Here is a 16,243-nt window from a genome sequence, read left to right on the forward strand (position 1 = left end):
AGCCGGGCCATCGCTGCGCGGGAGGTCAGGCCTCGGCCTGCTCCGTCGCGGGCTTCGCGGCCCGTGCCCGGCGGCGCGGCTTGGCCTCGGTGCCTTCGGCCGTGTCGACGGCCGCTTCCGCCGTCTTGCGGGCCCGGCGACGTGCGGGCTTCGCCTCGGCCGCGTCGGGCTCGGTGGCGGCGTCGGCCACGGGGGCTTCGGCTGCCTTGCGCGTACGGCGACGGGTGGGCTTCGCTTCGGCCGCGTCGGTCGCCTCGGCCGCGGGCGCGGCTTCAGCGGCTTCGGCGGTCTTGCGCGTACGGCGCCGCGCGGGCTTGGGCTCTGCCTCCGCCTCCGCCTCCGCTGTGACGGTGCCTTCGGCCGTGTCGACGGCGGCTTCGGCTGCCTTGCGGGTGCGGCGACGTGCGGGCTTGGCCTCGGTCGCGTCGGGCTCGGCCACGGGGGTTTCCGCTGCCTTGCGCGTGCGGCGACGTGCGGGCTTCGCCTCGGTGTCCGCGTCGACGGTGACAGTGCCTTCGGCCGTGTCGACGGCGGCTTCGGCTGCCTTGCGGGTCCGGCGCCGCGTGGGCTTGGCCTCGGCCGCGTCGGGCTCGGTGGCGGCGTCGGCCACGGGGGCTTCGGCTGCCTTGCGCGTACGGCGACGGGTGGGCTTCGCCTCGGTGTCCGCGTCCGCCGTGACGGTGCCCTCGGCCGTGGCGACCGCCGCCTCGGCGGGTGCCGCGGCGGTCTCCGCCGACTTGCGGGTGCGGGTACGACGGCGGGCGGGGGCCTCGGCCTCCGCCGTGGCCAGGGCCGACTCGGCTGCCTGCTCTGGTACCGCCGCCACCGCCGTGGACGCGCCGACGCGGGTGCGGCGACGACGGCGCGGGGTGCGCGGCTCGGCGGGTGCGTCGCTGTCCGTGCTGTCCGCGCTGTTCGTGGTGTCCGTGGCGGGCTGCGCGGGGCTGACCGGTGCGGCCGCCGCCTCGTCGACCCCGGCGCCGCCGCGCGTACGGCGACGCTGCCGCGGAGTGCGCGTACGCTTCGGGCGCTCCTCCTCCGCGTCACGGCGGGGGCCGCGACCACGGCCACCAGCACCACGACCACCGGTCTCGCCGAGGTCCTCGACCTCCTCCGCCCGCAGCCCGGCGCGGGTGCGCTCGGCACGCGGCAGGGTGCCCTTGGTGCCCGCGGGGATGCCCTGCTCCTCGTAGAGGTGCGGGGAGGTGGAGTACGTCTCCGCCGGGTCGGGGAAGCCCAGCTCAAGTGCCTTGTTGATCAGCTGCCAGCGCGGGATGTCGTCCCAGTCGACCAGCGTGATCGCCTTACCTGAGGCCCCCGCGCGGCCGGTACGGCCGATGCGGTGCAGGTAGGTCTTCTCGTCCTCGGGGGACTGGTAGTTGATGACGTGCGTGACGCCCTCGACGTCGATGCCGCGCGCGGCGACGTCGGTGCAGACCAGTACGTCCACCTTGCCGTTGCGGAAGGCGCGCAGCGCCTGCTCGCGGGCGCCCTGGCCGAGGTCGCCGTGGACCGCGCCGGAGGCGAAGCCACGGCGCTCCAGCTGCTCGGCGATGTCCGCCGCGGTGCGCTTCGTACGGCAGAAGATCATCGCCAGCCCGCGGCCGTCGGCCTGCAGGATGCGGGAGACCATCTCCGGCTTGTCCATGTTGTGCGCGCGGTACACGAACTGCTTGGTGTTCGCGACGGTCTGGCCCTCGCCGTCGGGCGAGGTGGCGCGGATATGCGTGGGCTGCGACATGTAGCGGCGTGCGAGACCGATGACGGCGCCCGGCATGGTGGCCGAGAACAGCATGGTCTGACGCTTGGCCGGAAGCTGGTTGATGATCTTCTCGACGTCGGGCAGGAAGCCCAGGTCAAGCATTTCGTCGGCCTCGTCGAGGACGAGCCCGCGGATGTGGCTCAGGTCCAGCTTGCGCTGACCGGCCAGGTCGAGCAGACGCCCCGGGGTGCCGACGATCACGTCGACGCCCTTCTTGAGGGCCTCGACCTGGGGCTCGTAGGCGCGACCGCCATATATGGCCAGGACGCGCACATTGCGCACCTTGCCCGCGGTGAGCAGGTCGTTGGTGACCTGCTGGCACAGCTCACGGGTGGGGACGACGACCAGCGCCTGCGGGGCGTCGGTGAGCTTGTCGGGGGTCGCCCGGCCCGCCTCGACGTCCGCGGGGACGGTGACGCGCTCCAGGAGCGGCAGACCGAAGCCCAGCGTCTTGCCGGTGCCGGTCTTGGCCTGGCCGATGACGTCCGTGCCGGTGAGGGCGACGGGGAGGGTCATCTCCTGGATGGGGAAGGGGGACGTGATGCCGACGGCTTCAAGGGCTTCGGCGGTCTCGGGAAGAATCCCGAGCTCTCGGAACGTAGTCAGGGTGCTGCCTCTTCTGTGAGACGCGGCGCGAGGCGAACGCTTGGGGGTCGTGACCGTGCCGCCAGCTGCGGAAAGTCGCATCCGGCCGCATCTACGCGAGGCCGGGTGGCGCGGGACCACTGCCGTCGCTCGAGCGCTCGTGCCGCTGAGGGTCCCTCCTGTGGGGCACGCACGCTGTGCGCCGCCGCCGGGAGGGCTGTCGGGTCGGAGCCGATCGGGCCACCGACCGGGCATCCTCATACGGGATGGCCCGCCGACATGTACGTGCGTACTCGGCAGGCGCTTTATCACTGTACCCCGGATCGGCGCAGGCGTGTCGGCCGAATTGGTCACGTCACCGTCGTCACAGTGATTGACCAGGTACTTCCGTAGAGTGCCCAGCGGGCTATGGTGCGGCATATGGAGACGCCTGACAACGCCAGCAACGCCAAAGACGCAGCCGCCGCAGACGAAGGACTCACCGGGATCGCCGCCCAGGACTGGGCGACCGCCTCCGCCGAACCGCAGTACCGCGCCGCGGTGGTGGACCTGCTCGGGGCGCTCGCGTACGGCGAGCTCGCGGCCTTCGAGCGGCTCGCCGAAGACGCCAAGCTGGCGCCGACGCTCGGCGACAAGGCGGAGCTGGCCGCGATGGCGTCGGCCGAGTTCCACCACTTCGAGCAGCTACGGGACCGGCTCGCGAAGATTGACGCGGAGCCGACCGCGGCGATGGAGCCGTTCGCCGCCGCGCTGGACGAGTTCCACCGGCTGACCGCGCCGTCCGACTGGCTGGAGGGCCTGGTCAAGGCGTACGTGGGCGACTCGATCGCGAGCGACTTCTACCGGGAGGTCGCGGCCCGGCTGGACTCCGACTCCCGCGCTCTGGTGCTTGGCGTGCTGGACGACACGGGGCATGCCAGCTTCGCGGTGGAGAAGGTACGGGCGGCCATCGAGGCGGACCCGCGGGTCGGCGGGCGGCTCGCGCTGTGGGCGCGGCGCCTGATGGGCGAGGCGCTGTCGCAGGCGCAGCGGGTGGTCGCTGAGCGGGACGCGCTGTCGACGATGCTGGTCGGCGGGGTGGCGGACGGGTTCGACCTGGCGGAGGTCGGGCGGATGTTCTCGCGGATCACCGAGGCGCACACCAAGCGGATGGCGGCGCTGGGGCTGGCCGCGTAGGCGTAGCGCGGCTCAGGCCTGGGGCGGCGTACGCGTAGAGCGGCTAGGGGCGGGACCGTCGTTTCGCGCGGTCCCCGCTACGCCGTCGCTGATCGTGATCGACGCAGGCCCCTTGACGGGCGCAGCAGCAACGACAGCAGCGTCACCGACAGGGCGAGGGCACCGACGAGCGTGGCTACGGGGGACGTGGTCAGCGCCGAGTGGGTGACGAGAGCGCCGAGCAGGGCGCCGGTGGCACCGGTGGCCAGGACCAGGGGCAGCGAGGGCAGCCGGTCTGGCAGCCGCCGGGCCGCGAGCCAGGCGAGGCCCAGTCCCAGCAGGATGGAGCCGAGCGCTTGAAGGATCATGAGCCCTCCCGAGTGCGGCCAGCGGCCAGGTGCGAATCAGTCCTAGGGGCGTGTTTCGCCCTAGCGGTCCTACCCGGGGTGAGCGAAACGCAACCATCCGCACACAACCGACGGGAGCGGCCCGGTGGTTGACCACCGGACCGCTCCCGTCAATGCTTGCCGAGCCTCGTTGCTCAGAGCGCGCTGAAGCCCACCTTGCGCGCGGTCGGCTCGCCGAGCTCGACATACGCGAGCCGGTCAGCCGCTACCAGGACCTTGCGGCCGTGGTCGTCCACGAGGGAGAGCAGCTCGGACTTACCGGTCAGCGCCTCGGACACCGCCTTCTCGACCTGCTCGGGCGTCTCTCCGCTCTCGATAACGATCTCGCGGGGCGCGTGCTGCACGCCGATCTTGACCTCCACGGCTATGTCCCTCCGACGGTCAGTGCTGTGCGCGGCCGTCCGCGCCGTACATGCGACACATTAGCCCGGTGAGGGGACGCGTCAGTCCGCGGCACCGCACGCTCGCAGCGAACACGTTCGCGGAATACCCTCAGGACTGCTCGTCCCGCGCTTCGTTCTGCTGCTCGGCGCCGTGCAGCGGGAAGCCCGCGATGCCGCGCCAGGTGAGCGAGGACAGCAGTTGGACCGCCTTGTCGCGGTCCACGGTGCTCTCGCTGTGCAGCCAGTACCTGGCCACCACCTGGGACACCCCGCCGAGGCCGACGGCCAGCAGCATCGCCTCGTCCCTGGGCAGCCCGGTGTCCTCGGCGATCACGTCGGCGATCTCCTCGGCGCACTCGAGGGTGACCTTCTCGACGCGCTCGCGTACCGCGGGTTCGTTGGTCAGATCGGACTCGAAGATCAGCCGGAAGGCGCCGCCCTCGTCCTCGACGTACGCGAAGTAGGCGTCCATGGTGGCCGCGACCCGGAGTTTGTTGTCCGTGGTGGACTCCAGGGCCGTACGGACCGCTTGCAGCAGGGACTCGCAGTGCTGGTCGAGCAGGGCGAGGTACAGGTCGAGTTTGCCCGGGAAGTGCTGGTAGAGCACCGGCTTGCTGACGCCCGCGCGCTCGGCGATGTCGTCCATCGCGGCCGAATGGTAGCCCTGGGCGACGAAGACCTCCTGGGCCGCGCCCAGGAGCTGGTTGCGGCGGGCCCGGCGCGGCAGGCGCGTGCCTCGCGGGCGCGCTGCCTCTGTCTGCTCGATGGCTGTCACGCCGCCTCCCACTTTGGTGAACTTCGCTTGTGCGGTGAGCGCCGCGTCGCCATCGTACTTTTCGGTAACCCTGGTGTGCGCGGTGCGGGCGCAGAATATTTCACGGAGCGACGGAACGCTGGCGCGTCTCACATGCTCGAATAGCGGCCACCGTGGTATTTGACGGCCGTGCTGTCGGGCGGTGGCCGCCGCTCACGGCTCAGCGGTAGTCGTCCTCGTCCAGCTCGACGACCCGGGCCTGCTCGGCGGCGTCGGCGGGGTTGGCCGTAGCCGGGTCGTAGTGCGGAGCTGGTTCGTCCTGCTGCTGCCGTAGTTCGGTGTGCTGCTCGGCGGCGTCCGCCTCCGGGGTCTCCGCGTCGAGGGATTCGGCGTCGGTTTCCTCGGATTCCACGAAAGTCTCCGGGTCGGTCGGGTCGACAGTCATGGCTCCCGCTCTCTGAGGGAAGAAAAAGGAGGCCGGGGCGCGGGCCCTCTCCTCCGAGCCTAGGAGACACCGATGCCGGACGCTACGTGGATCCACGCGGATCTCCGAGGATCCACGCAGAGCTAGTCGTATCTCCGCGGATCTGTGACCGCGAACACATGAGCTACCGCGTGATCGTCTCGTAACATTGCCCGCATGTCTTCGACCGAGCAGCCGGGAATCCTGGCCACAACGGCTCCCCATGAGCCGCTTCCGGTCCGGGTCGCGGAGGGGGAGCGGCTGCGTTCGATCACCCTGCCGGGGCTGACCCTGGCCGTACGCGCCAGGCCGTCGGTCCGCGCCGGACTGCCGCCCGCGCTGTACGTGCACGGGCTCGGCGGGTCATCGCAGAACTGGTCGACGCTGATGCCGCTGCTGGAGGACGTGGTGGACGGCGAGGCGATCGACCTGCCGGGCTTCGGCGACTCGCCACCGCCCGATGACGGGAACTACTCGGTCGCCGGGCACGCGCGCGCCGTCATCCGCTATCTGGACGCGTCGGGCCGCGGGCCCGTGCAGCTCATTGGTAACTCCCTGGGCGGCGCGGTCGCCACCCGGGTCGCCGCGGCGCGGCCCGATCTCGTACGGACGCTGACGCTGGTCTCGCCCGCGTTGCCGGAGATCCGGGTGCAGCGCACGGCGGTGCCGACCGCGCTGCTCGCGGTGCCGGGCATCACGTCGCTCTTCTCGCGGCTGACCAGGGACATGACCGCGGAGCAGCGCGTCCGCGGGGTGCTGGGGCTCTGCTACGGAGACCCCCGGCGGGTCACGGCGGAGGGCTTCGCGAACGCGGTGCACGAGATGGAGCGGCGGATGCGGCTGCCGTACTTCTGGGACGCGATGGCGCGTTCGGCGCGCGGCGTCGTGGACGCGTACACCCTGGGAGGGCAGCACGGGTTGTGGCGGCAGGCGGAGCGGGTGCTGGCGCCGACGCTGCTGGTGTACGGCGGGCGGGATCAGCTCGTCTCGTACCGTATGGCGGGGAAGGCGGCACGCGCCTTCTCTGGCTCGCGGCTGCTGACATTGCCGGACGCGGGGCATGTGGCGATGATGGAGTACCCGGATACGGTGGCCGCGGCGATCCGCGAACTGCTCGCCGAAACCGGCGAGTTGGGCTTCGGCTCAGGATCGGGAGGCTGAGCGGCGGGTGGGACGTCACAGGCGCGGGGCGACGGGTACGAATACGGGTGACACCGGAGGCATACCCGTGCGGCCGGCAGGCGATGAGGGGCGGCCGGGCGCGGAGCGTCCGCGGCCCCCGGCGCCCAGTACCCGGCCGCAGGAAGGCACCCCGGCGCAGGGGCTGCCGCGGATTCCGCCTGGTGCGACACCGCCGCAGGGGTTCAGCCAGGCGCCGCGGATTCCGCGGCAGGGCGCGCCCGCGCACGGCACGCCCGCACAGGGCACCCCCGGTTTTCCGCCTCCGGGCGTACGAGGCGGGCACCCGGAGCAGCGGGAAACCGGGGGCGGCTGGGGCGCCGTCGGTGGCGCGGCCGGGGACGCGATGCCCGGGGACGCGATGCCCGGGGCCGTACGTAGCGGGCGTCGGGCGTCGGTACCGGGGCCGCGGCAGGAGTACCTCGCGGCGTTCGACGGTGACACCGGCACCGGCACCGGCACCAACGTCGCGGACCCCGCCGACGATGTGTTCGCCGCGGGCGCGCCCCAGCGCGGCGGCCGGGACCCGTACGCGTCCGTCACCGACTGGGACTACGGCGTACCCAGCCCCGACACCGACCGGGCGGACCCGGGCGGGCCGGGCGACCCGTACGGCGACGACCCCGACGAGCCCTCGTCCGACGAACCCGCCAGACCCCGCGGCGGCAAGGGCCGCGCCTTCACCGGCATCGCCGCCGCCGCGGTGACCACCGTGCTCGCCGTCGTCGTGGCCGGACAGGTGGCCGACGGCCCGAGCGGCGATGGCCAGACGCAGGCCGCCGACGCCGACCAGGCGGACCGCGACGACGACTCGGCCTCGCGGTCCGACGAGCGGCCGACCCCGGCGGACTCCTCACCAGCCGACCCCTCACCGGCCGACCCGGACGCGGACCCCGCCCCGGCGACGTACGAGCAGAAGATGGACACGAAGAACCCCTTCGACCCCAAGCTGAAGGGCGGCGGCGAGTTCGCGGCGATGGGTGGGTTCGAGAAGGCGCCGGGCAAGGGGCAGAAGTTCCGCTACCGCGTCGACGTCGAGAAGGGCATCGGGCTGGACGGGACCCTCTTCGCCGAGGCCGTGCACCGGACCCTCAACGACGACCGCAGCTGGTCGCACGGCGGCGGCCGTACCTTCGAGCGGATCACCAGCGGTACGCCGGACTTCGTGATCACGCTGGCCAGCCCGGGGACGACCGGAGTCTGGTGCGCGAAGTCCGGGCTCGACACGACCCAGGAGAATGTGTCCTGCGACTCCGCGTCGACCGAGCGCATCATGATCAACGCCTATCGGTGGGCGCGGGGCGCCAAGACGTACGGCGATGCGATCCACGAGTACCGCCAGATGCTGATCAACCACGAAGTGGGCCACCGGCTCGGCTTCGGACATGTGAACTGTTCCCGGGACGGCGCTCTGGCGCCCGTCATGCAGCAGCAGACGAAATTCCTGGAGCGTGACGGGATCGCCTGCAAGCGCAACCCCTGGGCCTACCCCGGTCGCTGAGCCGCCCCCCATGTGGCGCTAATGCCCTCCTGGCGGCCTTCCTAGCGCGGCAGAACGCGACCTGCGCGGGAAAGTTACGACCGTTCACCCCTTCTGGTGGTGCGATGGACAACCGTCCGTCGCGCCACCGCCCGTACCGCTTACGTTCTTCCCGCTGCGGGCCGCCGGACCAACGGTGGCCCCCCACATGGGAGAGCGGGGGTGTACGAGTGCGCATCGGACTGCTTACAGAGGGTGGCTACCCGTATGTGACGGGTGAGGCAAGACTCTGGTGTGACCGGCTCGTGCGCGGGCTCGAACAGCACGCGTTCGACGTCTTCGCGCTCAGCCGGAGTGCGCGCCAGGAAGAACAGGGCTGGATCGAACTCCCGCCCCAGGTTCACCGGGTCCGTACGGCTCCGCTGTGGACGGCGGAGGACGACGGTGTCGTGTACGGCCGCCGTGGGCGGCGCCGGTTCGCCCAGCATTTCGGCGAACTCGCGACCGCGATCTGTTCCGCCGGAGACCAGGCGGACCGTTTCGCCTACGCGCTGTACGGCCTCGCCGACCTCGCCCGCGACGAGGGCGGCCTGCCCGTGGCGCTCCGCTCCGAGCTGGCCGTACGCACGCTGGAACGTGCCTGCCGCGCGCCGGGAGCGCTGCGTACCGGGCGGCAGGCGCGGGTGCCTGACCTGCTCGCCGTCGCCGGGCTCCTGGAGCGCGCCCTGCGGCCGCTGTCGCTCGACTGGTACGAGGACGCCGATGGCTGCCTCGGCGCCGTCGACCTGTGCCACGCGGCCTCCGGTGGTACGGCGGCGCTCCCCGGGCTGCTCGCCCAGCACTTCTCGGGCGTGCCGCTGCTCGTCACCGAGTACGGCGTTCCGCTGCGGGCGCACTACCTGGGCGTGTCCGGCGAGTTGAGCGCCCCGGCGCGCGCCCTGCTCGCCTCCTTCCATGGCAGGCTGGCCACCGAGGTGTACCGCCAGGCGACGCTGGTCACGCCGGGCAACACCCACGCCCGACGCTGGCAGGAGCGCTGCGGTGCCGACCGCGCGAAACTGCGTACCGTCTATCCGGGCATGGCGGCGGCCCGGTTCGCCGACGTGGGCGAGAGCGGGGTGCTCGACGACGCCGACACGCTGGTCTGGGTCGGGCGGATCGAGCCCGCCAAGGACCTGATCGCCCTGCTGCACGCCTTCGCCGAGGTGCGCAAGCAGGAGCCCGGCGCTCGGCTGCGCATCATCGGCGCGCCCGCCGAAGGCCCCGACGCGGCCGCCTATCTCGCCCACTGCCGGGCGCTCGCCGCGCAGCTCTTCCCGGACGAGGCCGACGGCGCGCACGCGGTGGGCGCCAACCCGGTCTCCTTCGACGAGATCGGCGGCCCCGAGGTCTCCGAACTCGCCGACGCGTACGCCTCGGGCGGCATCGTGGTGCTCTCCAGCGTCGTCGAGGGCTTCCCGATCAGCCTGGTCGAAGCGATGTTCTGCGGGCGGGCCACGGTCTCCACGGATGTGGGCGCCGTCGTCGAAATCATCGGAGGCACGGGTCTGGTGGTCCCGCCGCGCAATCCGCGGGCGCTCGCCGACTCCTGTGTCGCGCTGCTGCGTGACCCGGAGAGGCGGGCGCGGCTCGGCGCCGCGGCACGCGCGCGTGCCATGGAACTCTTCACGGTCGAACAGAACATCGAGGCGTTTCGCAGCATTTACCTGGAGATCGTCTCGCACTGCCCGGTACGGCGTGACGCGGTGGACGCGGCGGGAGCGCCCCTGCCCTTCGCGCACCCGGCGGAGTCACATGTTCCGGGGCGGTGGGCGGCGAGGGCGGCGACGGCGGCTGACGTGCCGAGCCGGGTGGCCAACGGGCCGAACTGGGGCGCCAACAGGCCGAGCTGGGGCGCCAACAGGCCGAGCTGGGTGGTCAACGCGGCTGATCGCGTGGAGCCGGTGGAGTTGGCGGAGCCGGTGGAGCTGGCGGAGCCGGTCGGCTCCGGGAAGGCGGAGGCATGAACACCAACCCCGCAGGGGGCGCGACCACTTCGGATGCCCCATCGACCCCCCTCAGCCCAGGAGCCTGGGACACCCGCTCGGACGAGGCGCTCACCGAGCCGGTGAAGGCGCCCGGCACCCCGAAGGCCTCCCAGGCCTCCCCGGCCTCGCGGGCGGCGGGCAGGCGGGCGGGTGCCGACCCGGTCAAGGCGCTGATGCACCGCTACCAGGCGCTGTGCGCGCGGGCCGTTGATCCGCTGGACATCGCGGCCGGGCTTGAGGCGCACGGGATGACGGACAGGACCGCCGCACGATTCCGGCACCGGGACGTCTTCTCGCTCGCCGAGGAGATGTACGCGCGCGTGCCGCGCGACAGCGCGCCCCAGGCCGACGCGCCGTCGCCCGCCTCAGCCGGGGCGCCCGCCTCGGCCGGGTCCGCCGCGTCGGCGGCGCTCCCCGGCGGGTGGGCGGCGCTGGCGCTGGTGCCGGGTGCCGTCTGTGCGCTCGCCGTCACGCTGGTGCCGCTGACCTCGGGCCAGGCGCGGATCAGCGCCGCGCTGGTGGCCGCGCTCGCCGTCGCGGGTGCGCTGCGGATGGTCCTGCGGTACGGGCCGCTGCGCGCCGTCGGGCGCACGGTGCCCGTGACCCGGCTGTGGGTCTGCTGGCTGCTCGGGTACGCCCTGCTCGGCGACGGGCTGTTGCGGGCCGCGCTCGCCGGAGGGGCCGAGGGGCCCTGGCCGACGCGGCCCGCCGCCGTACTGGGGCTCGCCCTGGCCGTCGGGCCCGCCGTGTGGTGCGCCCGGCTGTTCAGCGCTCAGGCCGGGCGCAGGCTCGCCGTGAGCCGGGGGCTGGAGGACTTCGCGGCCGCCGTGTGGCCCCTGCTGATCGGGGTGTTCCTGCTCTTCCTCGCCGCGCTCACCGGCCTGCTGCTGCTCACCGGCCACCTGCTCGGCGACGGCGCGGGCGCGGCTGGGGCCGGTGCCGGGACTGGAGCTGGGGGCGCGGGCGGCGCGCTCGCCGCCGCCGGGGCGCTCGGCGCGCTCCTGCTGCTGGCCCGGCTGCTGACCGTGTACGGCTTCCCGGGCATCCCGGCCGCCGTGCTCGGCGGTGCCTGTGCCGCCCAGGCCCTGGCCCTCGCCGCGGCCTTCGCCGGGCACCTGCCGGGCTGCGGGTTCATCGCCGCCCCCGTGGACGCCGCGGTGCGGGCCTGGGGCGCCCCGGTCGTCCCCGCAGTGGCCTGCGGCGCCGCCGCGCTCGCCCTCCTCGCCTACGCGGCCCGCACCCTCACCCGGGCCTCGGCGCACGCGCGCCCCGAGACCACCCGATGAGCCGCGTCACCGCCCTCATGACCTTCCCGCGGGACCGACACCGCGGGCACCACACGAGACCCATGGCACCACCTGAAGGAGAAGGCACGATGAACACCCCTCCCCCCGGCCACCGCCGGGCCTCCACCCCGGGGGCCGCCCGATGAGGGTGCTGCTGCTCGGAGCCAATGGATATCTGGGCCGGTTCGTCGCCGACCGACTGCTGGCCGACCCGGCCGTGCAGCTCACTGCGCTGGGCCGCGGCGACGACGCGGACGTACGGTTCGACCTCGCGGGCGGCAGCCCCGGCGCGCTGACCCGCTTCCTGGACGCGGTGCACCCCGGCGTCGTCGTCAACTGCGCGGGCGCCACCCGAGGCGGCGCCCGCGACCTGACCCGGCACAACACCGTGGCCGTCGCCACCGTGTGCGAGGCGCTGCGCCGCAGCGGCTGCGGGGCGCGGCTCGTCCAGATCGGCTGCGCCGCCGAGTACGGGCCAAGCCAGCCCGGCTCGTCGACCGCCGAGGACGCGGTGCCCCGCCCCGGCGGCCCGTACGGCGTCAGCAAGCTGGCCGCGACCGAGCTGGTGCTGGGCGCTGGCCTGGACGCCGTGGTGCTCCGGGTGTTCTCGCCCGCGGGCCCCGGCACCCCCGCGGGCTCCCCGCTGGGGCGGCTCGCGGAGGCGCTGCGCCGCGCCATGCAGTCCGGCGACGGCGAGCTCAAGCTGGGCGGGCTCGGCGTACAGCGGGACTTCGTGGACGTACGGGACGTGGCCCGCGCCGTACACGCCGCCTCACTGTCGGCCGCGCAGGGCGTGGTCAACATCGGCTCCGGGCGCGCCGTCCGGCTCCGGGACGCCGCCGCCGTACTGGCCAGGGTGGCGGGATACGGCGGCGCGCTGCACGAGCTGGACGGGGCCCAGGGCCGCGCCGCGCTCGGCCACCCGCGCGCCGAGCCCGAGCACGGCGGCCCGGCCGTCTACCCGTACCCCGACGGCTGCGGCAGCTGGCAGCAGGCCGATGTGCGCACCGCGCGCGACCGGCTGGGCTGGCGGCCCCGGATCAACCTCGAGGAGTCGCTGGCCGACATCTGGATGGAGGCGGCGTGCCGCATCTGATCTCCCCGGCCACCAGCCGCCCGGCCGAGTCCGAGTCGGCCGTCGGGCTCGGCATCCCGGGCTACGCGCACCCTCTGGTGGCGCCCGCCGAGTGGGCCACGGCGACGGCCACGTCCGCGGCCAGCGCGACCCACTGGATCGTGCTGGACGTCGCGGGCGGTCCCGGTGTCCGCCCTGACCCGCACTGCCTGGTGGCCGCGGGCAGGCTCCGTAACGCCGGAGTGCGGGTCCTGGGCCGCCTGGACCTGGCGTACGGCGCACGGCCCTTCGGCGACCTGGTGCGGGACGCGCACCGCTTCCTGGACTGGTACCGACTCGACGGCTTCTACCTGGACCGCTGCCCGACCGAGCGGACCGCTCTCGCCGAGGTGAGCCGGATCACCGCGACCCTGCGGGCCCTGTGTGACAACGGCCACCTGGTGCTCGGGCACGGGGCCCATCCGCACCCCGGCTACGCGGAGACCGCCGACCAGCTGGTGACGTTCTCCGGGGCTTGGTCGGACTACCGCTGGTCCCAGGTCGCGGAGTGGACCGCGGACCATCCCCCGGAACGCTTCTGTCACTTCGTGTACGGGGTGCCGCGCGGCCATCTGGAGGAGGCGCTGCGGATCGCCCGCTGGCAGGGCGCGGCCACCGTCTACTTCACCGACCGCACCGCCTGGGGCGGTGAGGCCGACCCGTTCGCGGGGCTGCCCGGGTACTGGGACGAAATCGTCTCGCGGATCGGACGTGGTGTCTCGGAATGAAGAAGGGTGTGGCAGCGTTACCGACTGAACAACTGTTCCGAATACCGACCAACGGAGTCCCCGTGTCGCTGCCACCCCTGGTCGAGCCAGCATCTGAGCTCACCGTCGACGAGGTTCGCAGGTACTCCCGCCACCTGATCATCCCGGATGTCGGGATGGACGGGCAGAAGCGGCTGAAGAACGCCAAGGTGCTGTGTGTCGGCGCCGGCGGCCTTGGCTCGCCGGCCCTGATGTACCTGGCCGCGGCCGGTGTGGGCACCCTGGGCATCGTGGAGTTCGACGAGGTCGACGAGTCGAACCTGCAGCGCCAGATCATCCACAGCCAGGCGGACATCGGCCGCTCCAAGGCCGCCTCGGCCAAGGACTCGGTCCTCGGCATCAACCCGTACGTCAACGTGATCCTTCACGAAGAGCGGCTCGAAGCCGAGAACGTGATGGACATCTTCTCCCAGTACGACCTGATCGTCGACGGCACGGACAACTTCGCTACCCGCTACCTGGTCAACGACGCCTGCGTGCTGCTGAACAAGCCGTACGTCTGGGGCTCGATCTACCGCTTCGACGGCCAGGCCAGCGTCTTCTGGAGCGAGCACGGCCCCTGCTACCGCTGCCTCTACCCGGAGCCCCCGCCGCCGGGCATGGTCCCGTCCTGCGCCGAGGGCGGCGTCCTGGGCGTGCTCTGCGCCTCCATCGGCTCCATCCAGGTCACCGAGGCCATCAAGGTGCTCGCCGGTGTCGGCGACCCGCTGGTCGGCCGCCTGATGATCTACGACGCCCTGGAGATGCAGTACCGCCAGGTCAAGGTCCGCAAGGACCCCGACTGCGCGGTCTGCGGTGAGAACCCCACCGTCACCGAGCTCATCGACTACGAGGCGTTCTGCGGCGTCGTCTCCGACGAGGCGCAGGAGGCGGCGCTCGGCGCGACGATCACTCCCAAGCAGCTCAAGGAGTGGATCGACGCGGACGAGAAGATCGACATCATCGACGTACGCGAGCAGAACGAGTACGAGATCGTCTCGATCCCCGGCGCCCGGCTGATCCCGAAGGGCGAGTTCCTGATGGGTGCCGCCCTCCAGGACCTGCCGCAGGACAAGAAGATCGTCTTGCATTGCAAGACGGGTGTCCGATCCGCGGAAGTGCTGGCGGTCCTGAAGTCCGCGGGCTTCTCGGACGCGGTGCACGTCGGCGGCGGCGTGATCGGCTGGGTCAACCAGATCGAGCCGGAGAAGCCGATCTACTGACACGTACTGAAGGGTCCGGCCCCCGCGGGATGGGGGCCGGACCCTTCGTCGTGCCGTGGGGAGTTACGAGCAGGTCGTGCCGTCGGCCGGGGTCTTGCCGTCCAGCAGATGCTGGTCGACCAGCTTGGTGGCGCAGTCGTTCACGCCGTACGTGCCATGGCCCTCGCCGTTGACGGTCACATGGATGCCGGTGCCGTCGCCGAGCGCGTCGGCCATCTTCCGCGCGCCCTCGTACGGGGTCGCCGGGTCACCGGTGTTGCCGATGACCACGATCGGGGCCGCGCCGTCGGCGCTGACCTCAGGGGTCTCGCCCTCGCCCGGCACGGGCCAGCTGTCACAGCCCAGCAGGCCCCAGGCCAGCGGCTCCCCGAAGACGGGGGAGGCCTGCTGGAACTCGGCCAGGTGCTTGTTCACGTCGGCGGTGGTGAAGCGCTCGCTGGAGTCGGCGCACCGGATCGCGGCACCGGCCTCGTTGCTGTTGTCGTAACGGCCCTTGTCGTCACGGCCGTTGTAGTAGTCGGCCAGGGCCAGCAGGACGTTCCCGGAGCCTGCCGTCTTCACCTCGGTCAACCCCTGCTTCAGGTACTGCCAGGACTCCTCGGAGTACAGCGACGCGGCGATGCCCGTGAGTGCCTGGCCGTGGGTGAGTTCGCGGCCGTCCTGCGTCGGCAGCGGATCGTCCTCCAGACGCTTCAGCAGCGCCGCGATGTCCTCACTGGTCGGGTAGGCGTGCGGGCCCGGAGACTTCAGGTAGTTCTCCAGGGCCAGTTGGAAGCCCTTGACCTGGCCGAGTGACCCGTCGACGGTGCCCTGCGTCGGATCCACGACGGCGTCGAAGACCGTACGGCCGACGTTCTTCGGGAACAGGTGGGCGTAGACGCCGCCCAGTTCGGTGCCGTAGGAGATGCCGAAGTAGTTGAGCTTGTCGTCGCCGAGCAGGTCGCGCATCAGGTCCAGGTCGCGGGCGGTGTCGGTGGTGCGCACATGCGGCAGCACCTTGCCCGACCGTTTCTCACACTGCGCCACGGATTCCTTGTGGTCGGCGAGCATCTCGCGGACTTCGGCGTCGGTGCGCGGCGGGCCCTCGTCGGAGGCGTACTCCTCGTCGATCTCCTTGTCGTCCACGCAGTCCACGGTGGCGCTCTCGCCCACCCCGCGCGGGTCGAAGCTGACCAGGTCGTAGCGCTTGTTGAGGGTGCGGTAGTCCTCGGCGGCCAGGGGCAGCGTGGAGACTCCCGAGCCGCCGGGGCCACCGAAGTTGAAGACCAGCGAGCCGAGCCGGTCCTTGGCGCTCCCGGTGGCCTTCTTACGGATCACCGCGATGTCGATGATCTCGCCATCCGGCTTGGCGTGGTCGAGCGGGGCTTTCATGTCGATGCACTCCCAGGCCTTGCCTGGGGCCTTGCCGCCGCCCTGGGCGACGGAGGGGGCCGGGCACGTGGACCAGGTGCTCCCCGCGGTCTCGGTGCCCGATTCGGCCTTGGGGTCGGGGGCGCTGTCCTTGGAGTCGTCCGATCCGCTGGTGCAACCTGCCAGCAGTGCGGCGGTCAGGAGGGCGGCGGCCCCCGCGCGTATGGAGTGAGGGTGGGGCATGCCTGTCCTGCTTTCGTGCGGAGAGGTGTGCGAGCTGAGCGCTGAGGAGGGCTACGGAGGCTACGGAGGGGTGCGGAGGCTGCGGA

Annotated in this window: 14 protein-coding genes; 8 read left to right on the plus strand and 6 right to left on the minus strand. The window is 72.4% G+C overall.

Going from position 1 to position 16,243, the window contains the following annotated elements:
* Positions 1–25 precede the first annotated feature (25 nt).
* Complete coding sequence (locus tag GCN81_RS19695; RefSeq protein ID WP_231626859.1) at positions 26–2,278, minus strand: DEAD/DEAH box helicase; 2,253 nt, start codon at positions 2,276–2,278, stop codon at positions 26–28.
* A 480-nt stretch (positions 2,279–2,758) separates the two neighbouring features.
* On the opposite strand from GCN81_RS19695, the gene GCN81_RS19700 reads away from it, so the two are divergent.
* Positions 2,759–3,523, plus strand: coding sequence for a ferritin-like fold-containing protein (locus GCN81_RS19700; protein ID WP_197287734.1), 765 nt, complete (start codon positions 2,759–2,761; stop codon positions 3,521–3,523).
* A 77-nt stretch (positions 3,524–3,600) separates the two neighbouring features.
* Here GCN81_RS19700 and GCN81_RS19705 read toward each other — a convergent pair whose 3' ends face one another.
* From GCN81_RS19705 to GCN81_RS19720, 4 genes are all read right to left on the minus strand, one after another.
* Positions 3,601–3,870: a hypothetical protein gene (locus GCN81_RS19705; protein WP_156725926.1), complete on the minus strand. Its 270-nt coding sequence runs from the start codon at positions 3,868–3,870 to the stop codon at positions 3,601–3,603.
* Positions 3,871–4,043: 173 nt separating this feature from the next.
* On the minus strand, positions 4,044–4,271 hold the full coding sequence (locus tag GCN81_RS19710) for a DUF3107 domain-containing protein (RefSeq protein ID WP_197287710.1): 228 nt from the start codon (positions 4,269–4,271) through the stop codon (positions 4,044–4,046).
* Between the two features lie 130 nt (positions 4,272–4,401).
* Positions 4,402–5,067: a TetR/AcrR family transcriptional regulator gene (locus tag GCN81_RS19715; RefSeq protein WP_156725928.1), complete on the minus strand. Its 666-nt coding sequence runs from the start codon at positions 5,065–5,067 to the stop codon at positions 4,402–4,404.
* Positions 5,068–5,266: 199 nt separating this feature from the next.
* The gene (locus GCN81_RS19720) at positions 5,267–5,491 is read right to left on the minus strand and encodes a hypothetical protein (RefSeq protein ID WP_156725929.1); all 225 of its coding nucleotides are present in this window, start codon (positions 5,489–5,491) and stop codon (positions 5,267–5,269) included.
* A 195-nt stretch (positions 5,492–5,686) separates the two neighbouring features.
* Here GCN81_RS19720 and GCN81_RS19725 point away from each other — a divergent pair, with 195 nt between their 5' ends.
* The 7 genes from GCN81_RS19725 to moeZ all read left to right on the plus strand — a co-directional run bounded on the left by GCN81_RS19725 (position 5,687) and on the right by moeZ (position 14,564).
* Entirely contained in the window at positions 5,687–6,670 is a 984-nt protein-coding gene (locus GCN81_RS19725; RefSeq protein WP_156725930.1) for an alpha/beta fold hydrolase, read from the plus strand.
* A 7-nt stretch (positions 6,671–6,677) separates the two neighbouring features.
* The gene (locus GCN81_RS19730) at positions 6,678–8,189 is read left to right on the plus strand and encodes a DUF3152 domain-containing protein (protein ID WP_197287711.1); all 1,512 of its coding nucleotides are present in this window, start codon (positions 6,678–6,680) and stop codon (positions 8,187–8,189) included.
* 209 nt (positions 8,190–8,398) lie between these two features.
* Positions 8,399–10,174, plus strand: coding sequence for a DUF3492 domain-containing protein (locus tag GCN81_RS19735; RefSeq protein WP_156725931.1), 1,776 nt, complete (start codon positions 8,399–8,401; stop codon positions 10,172–10,174).
* A complete protein-coding gene (locus GCN81_RS19740) occupies positions 10,171–11,481 on the plus strand; it encodes a hypothetical protein (protein ID WP_231626861.1) in 1,311 nt (436 codons plus the stop codon). The genes GCN81_RS19735 and GCN81_RS19740 overlap by 4 nt, the downstream gene beginning before the upstream one ends.
* Positions 11,482–11,623: 142 nt before the next feature.
* Positions 11,624–12,577: an NAD-dependent epimerase/dehydratase family protein gene (locus tag GCN81_RS19745; RefSeq protein ID WP_156725932.1), complete on the plus strand. Its 954-nt coding sequence runs from the start codon at positions 11,624–11,626 to the stop codon at positions 12,575–12,577.
* Positions 12,565–13,323, plus strand: a complete 759-nt coding sequence (locus tag GCN81_RS19750) for a spherulation-specific family 4 protein (RefSeq protein ID WP_156725933.1) — start codon at positions 12,565–12,567, stop codon at positions 13,321–13,323. Before GCN81_RS19745 ends, GCN81_RS19750 begins: the two co-directional genes overlap by 13 nt.
* A gap of 62 nt (positions 13,324–13,385) precedes the next feature.
* Positions 13,386–14,564, plus strand: a complete 1,179-nt coding sequence (gene moeZ, locus GCN81_RS19755) for an adenylyltransferase/sulfurtransferase MoeZ (protein WP_156725934.1) — start codon at positions 13,386–13,388, stop codon at positions 14,562–14,564.
* Positions 14,565–14,627: 63 nt separating this feature from the next.
* On the opposite strand, the gene GCN81_RS19760 is transcribed toward moeZ, so the two are convergent.
* Positions 14,628–16,157, minus strand: a complete 1,530-nt coding sequence (locus GCN81_RS19760) for an alpha/beta hydrolase (RefSeq protein ID WP_156725935.1) — start codon at positions 16,155–16,157, stop codon at positions 14,628–14,630.
* Positions 16,158–16,243: the final 86 nt, after the last annotated feature.

The organism is Streptomyces apocyni (assembly GCF_009739465.1).
Lineage (GTDB): Bacteria > Actinomycetota > Actinomycetes > Streptomycetales > Streptomycetaceae > Streptomyces > Streptomyces apocyni.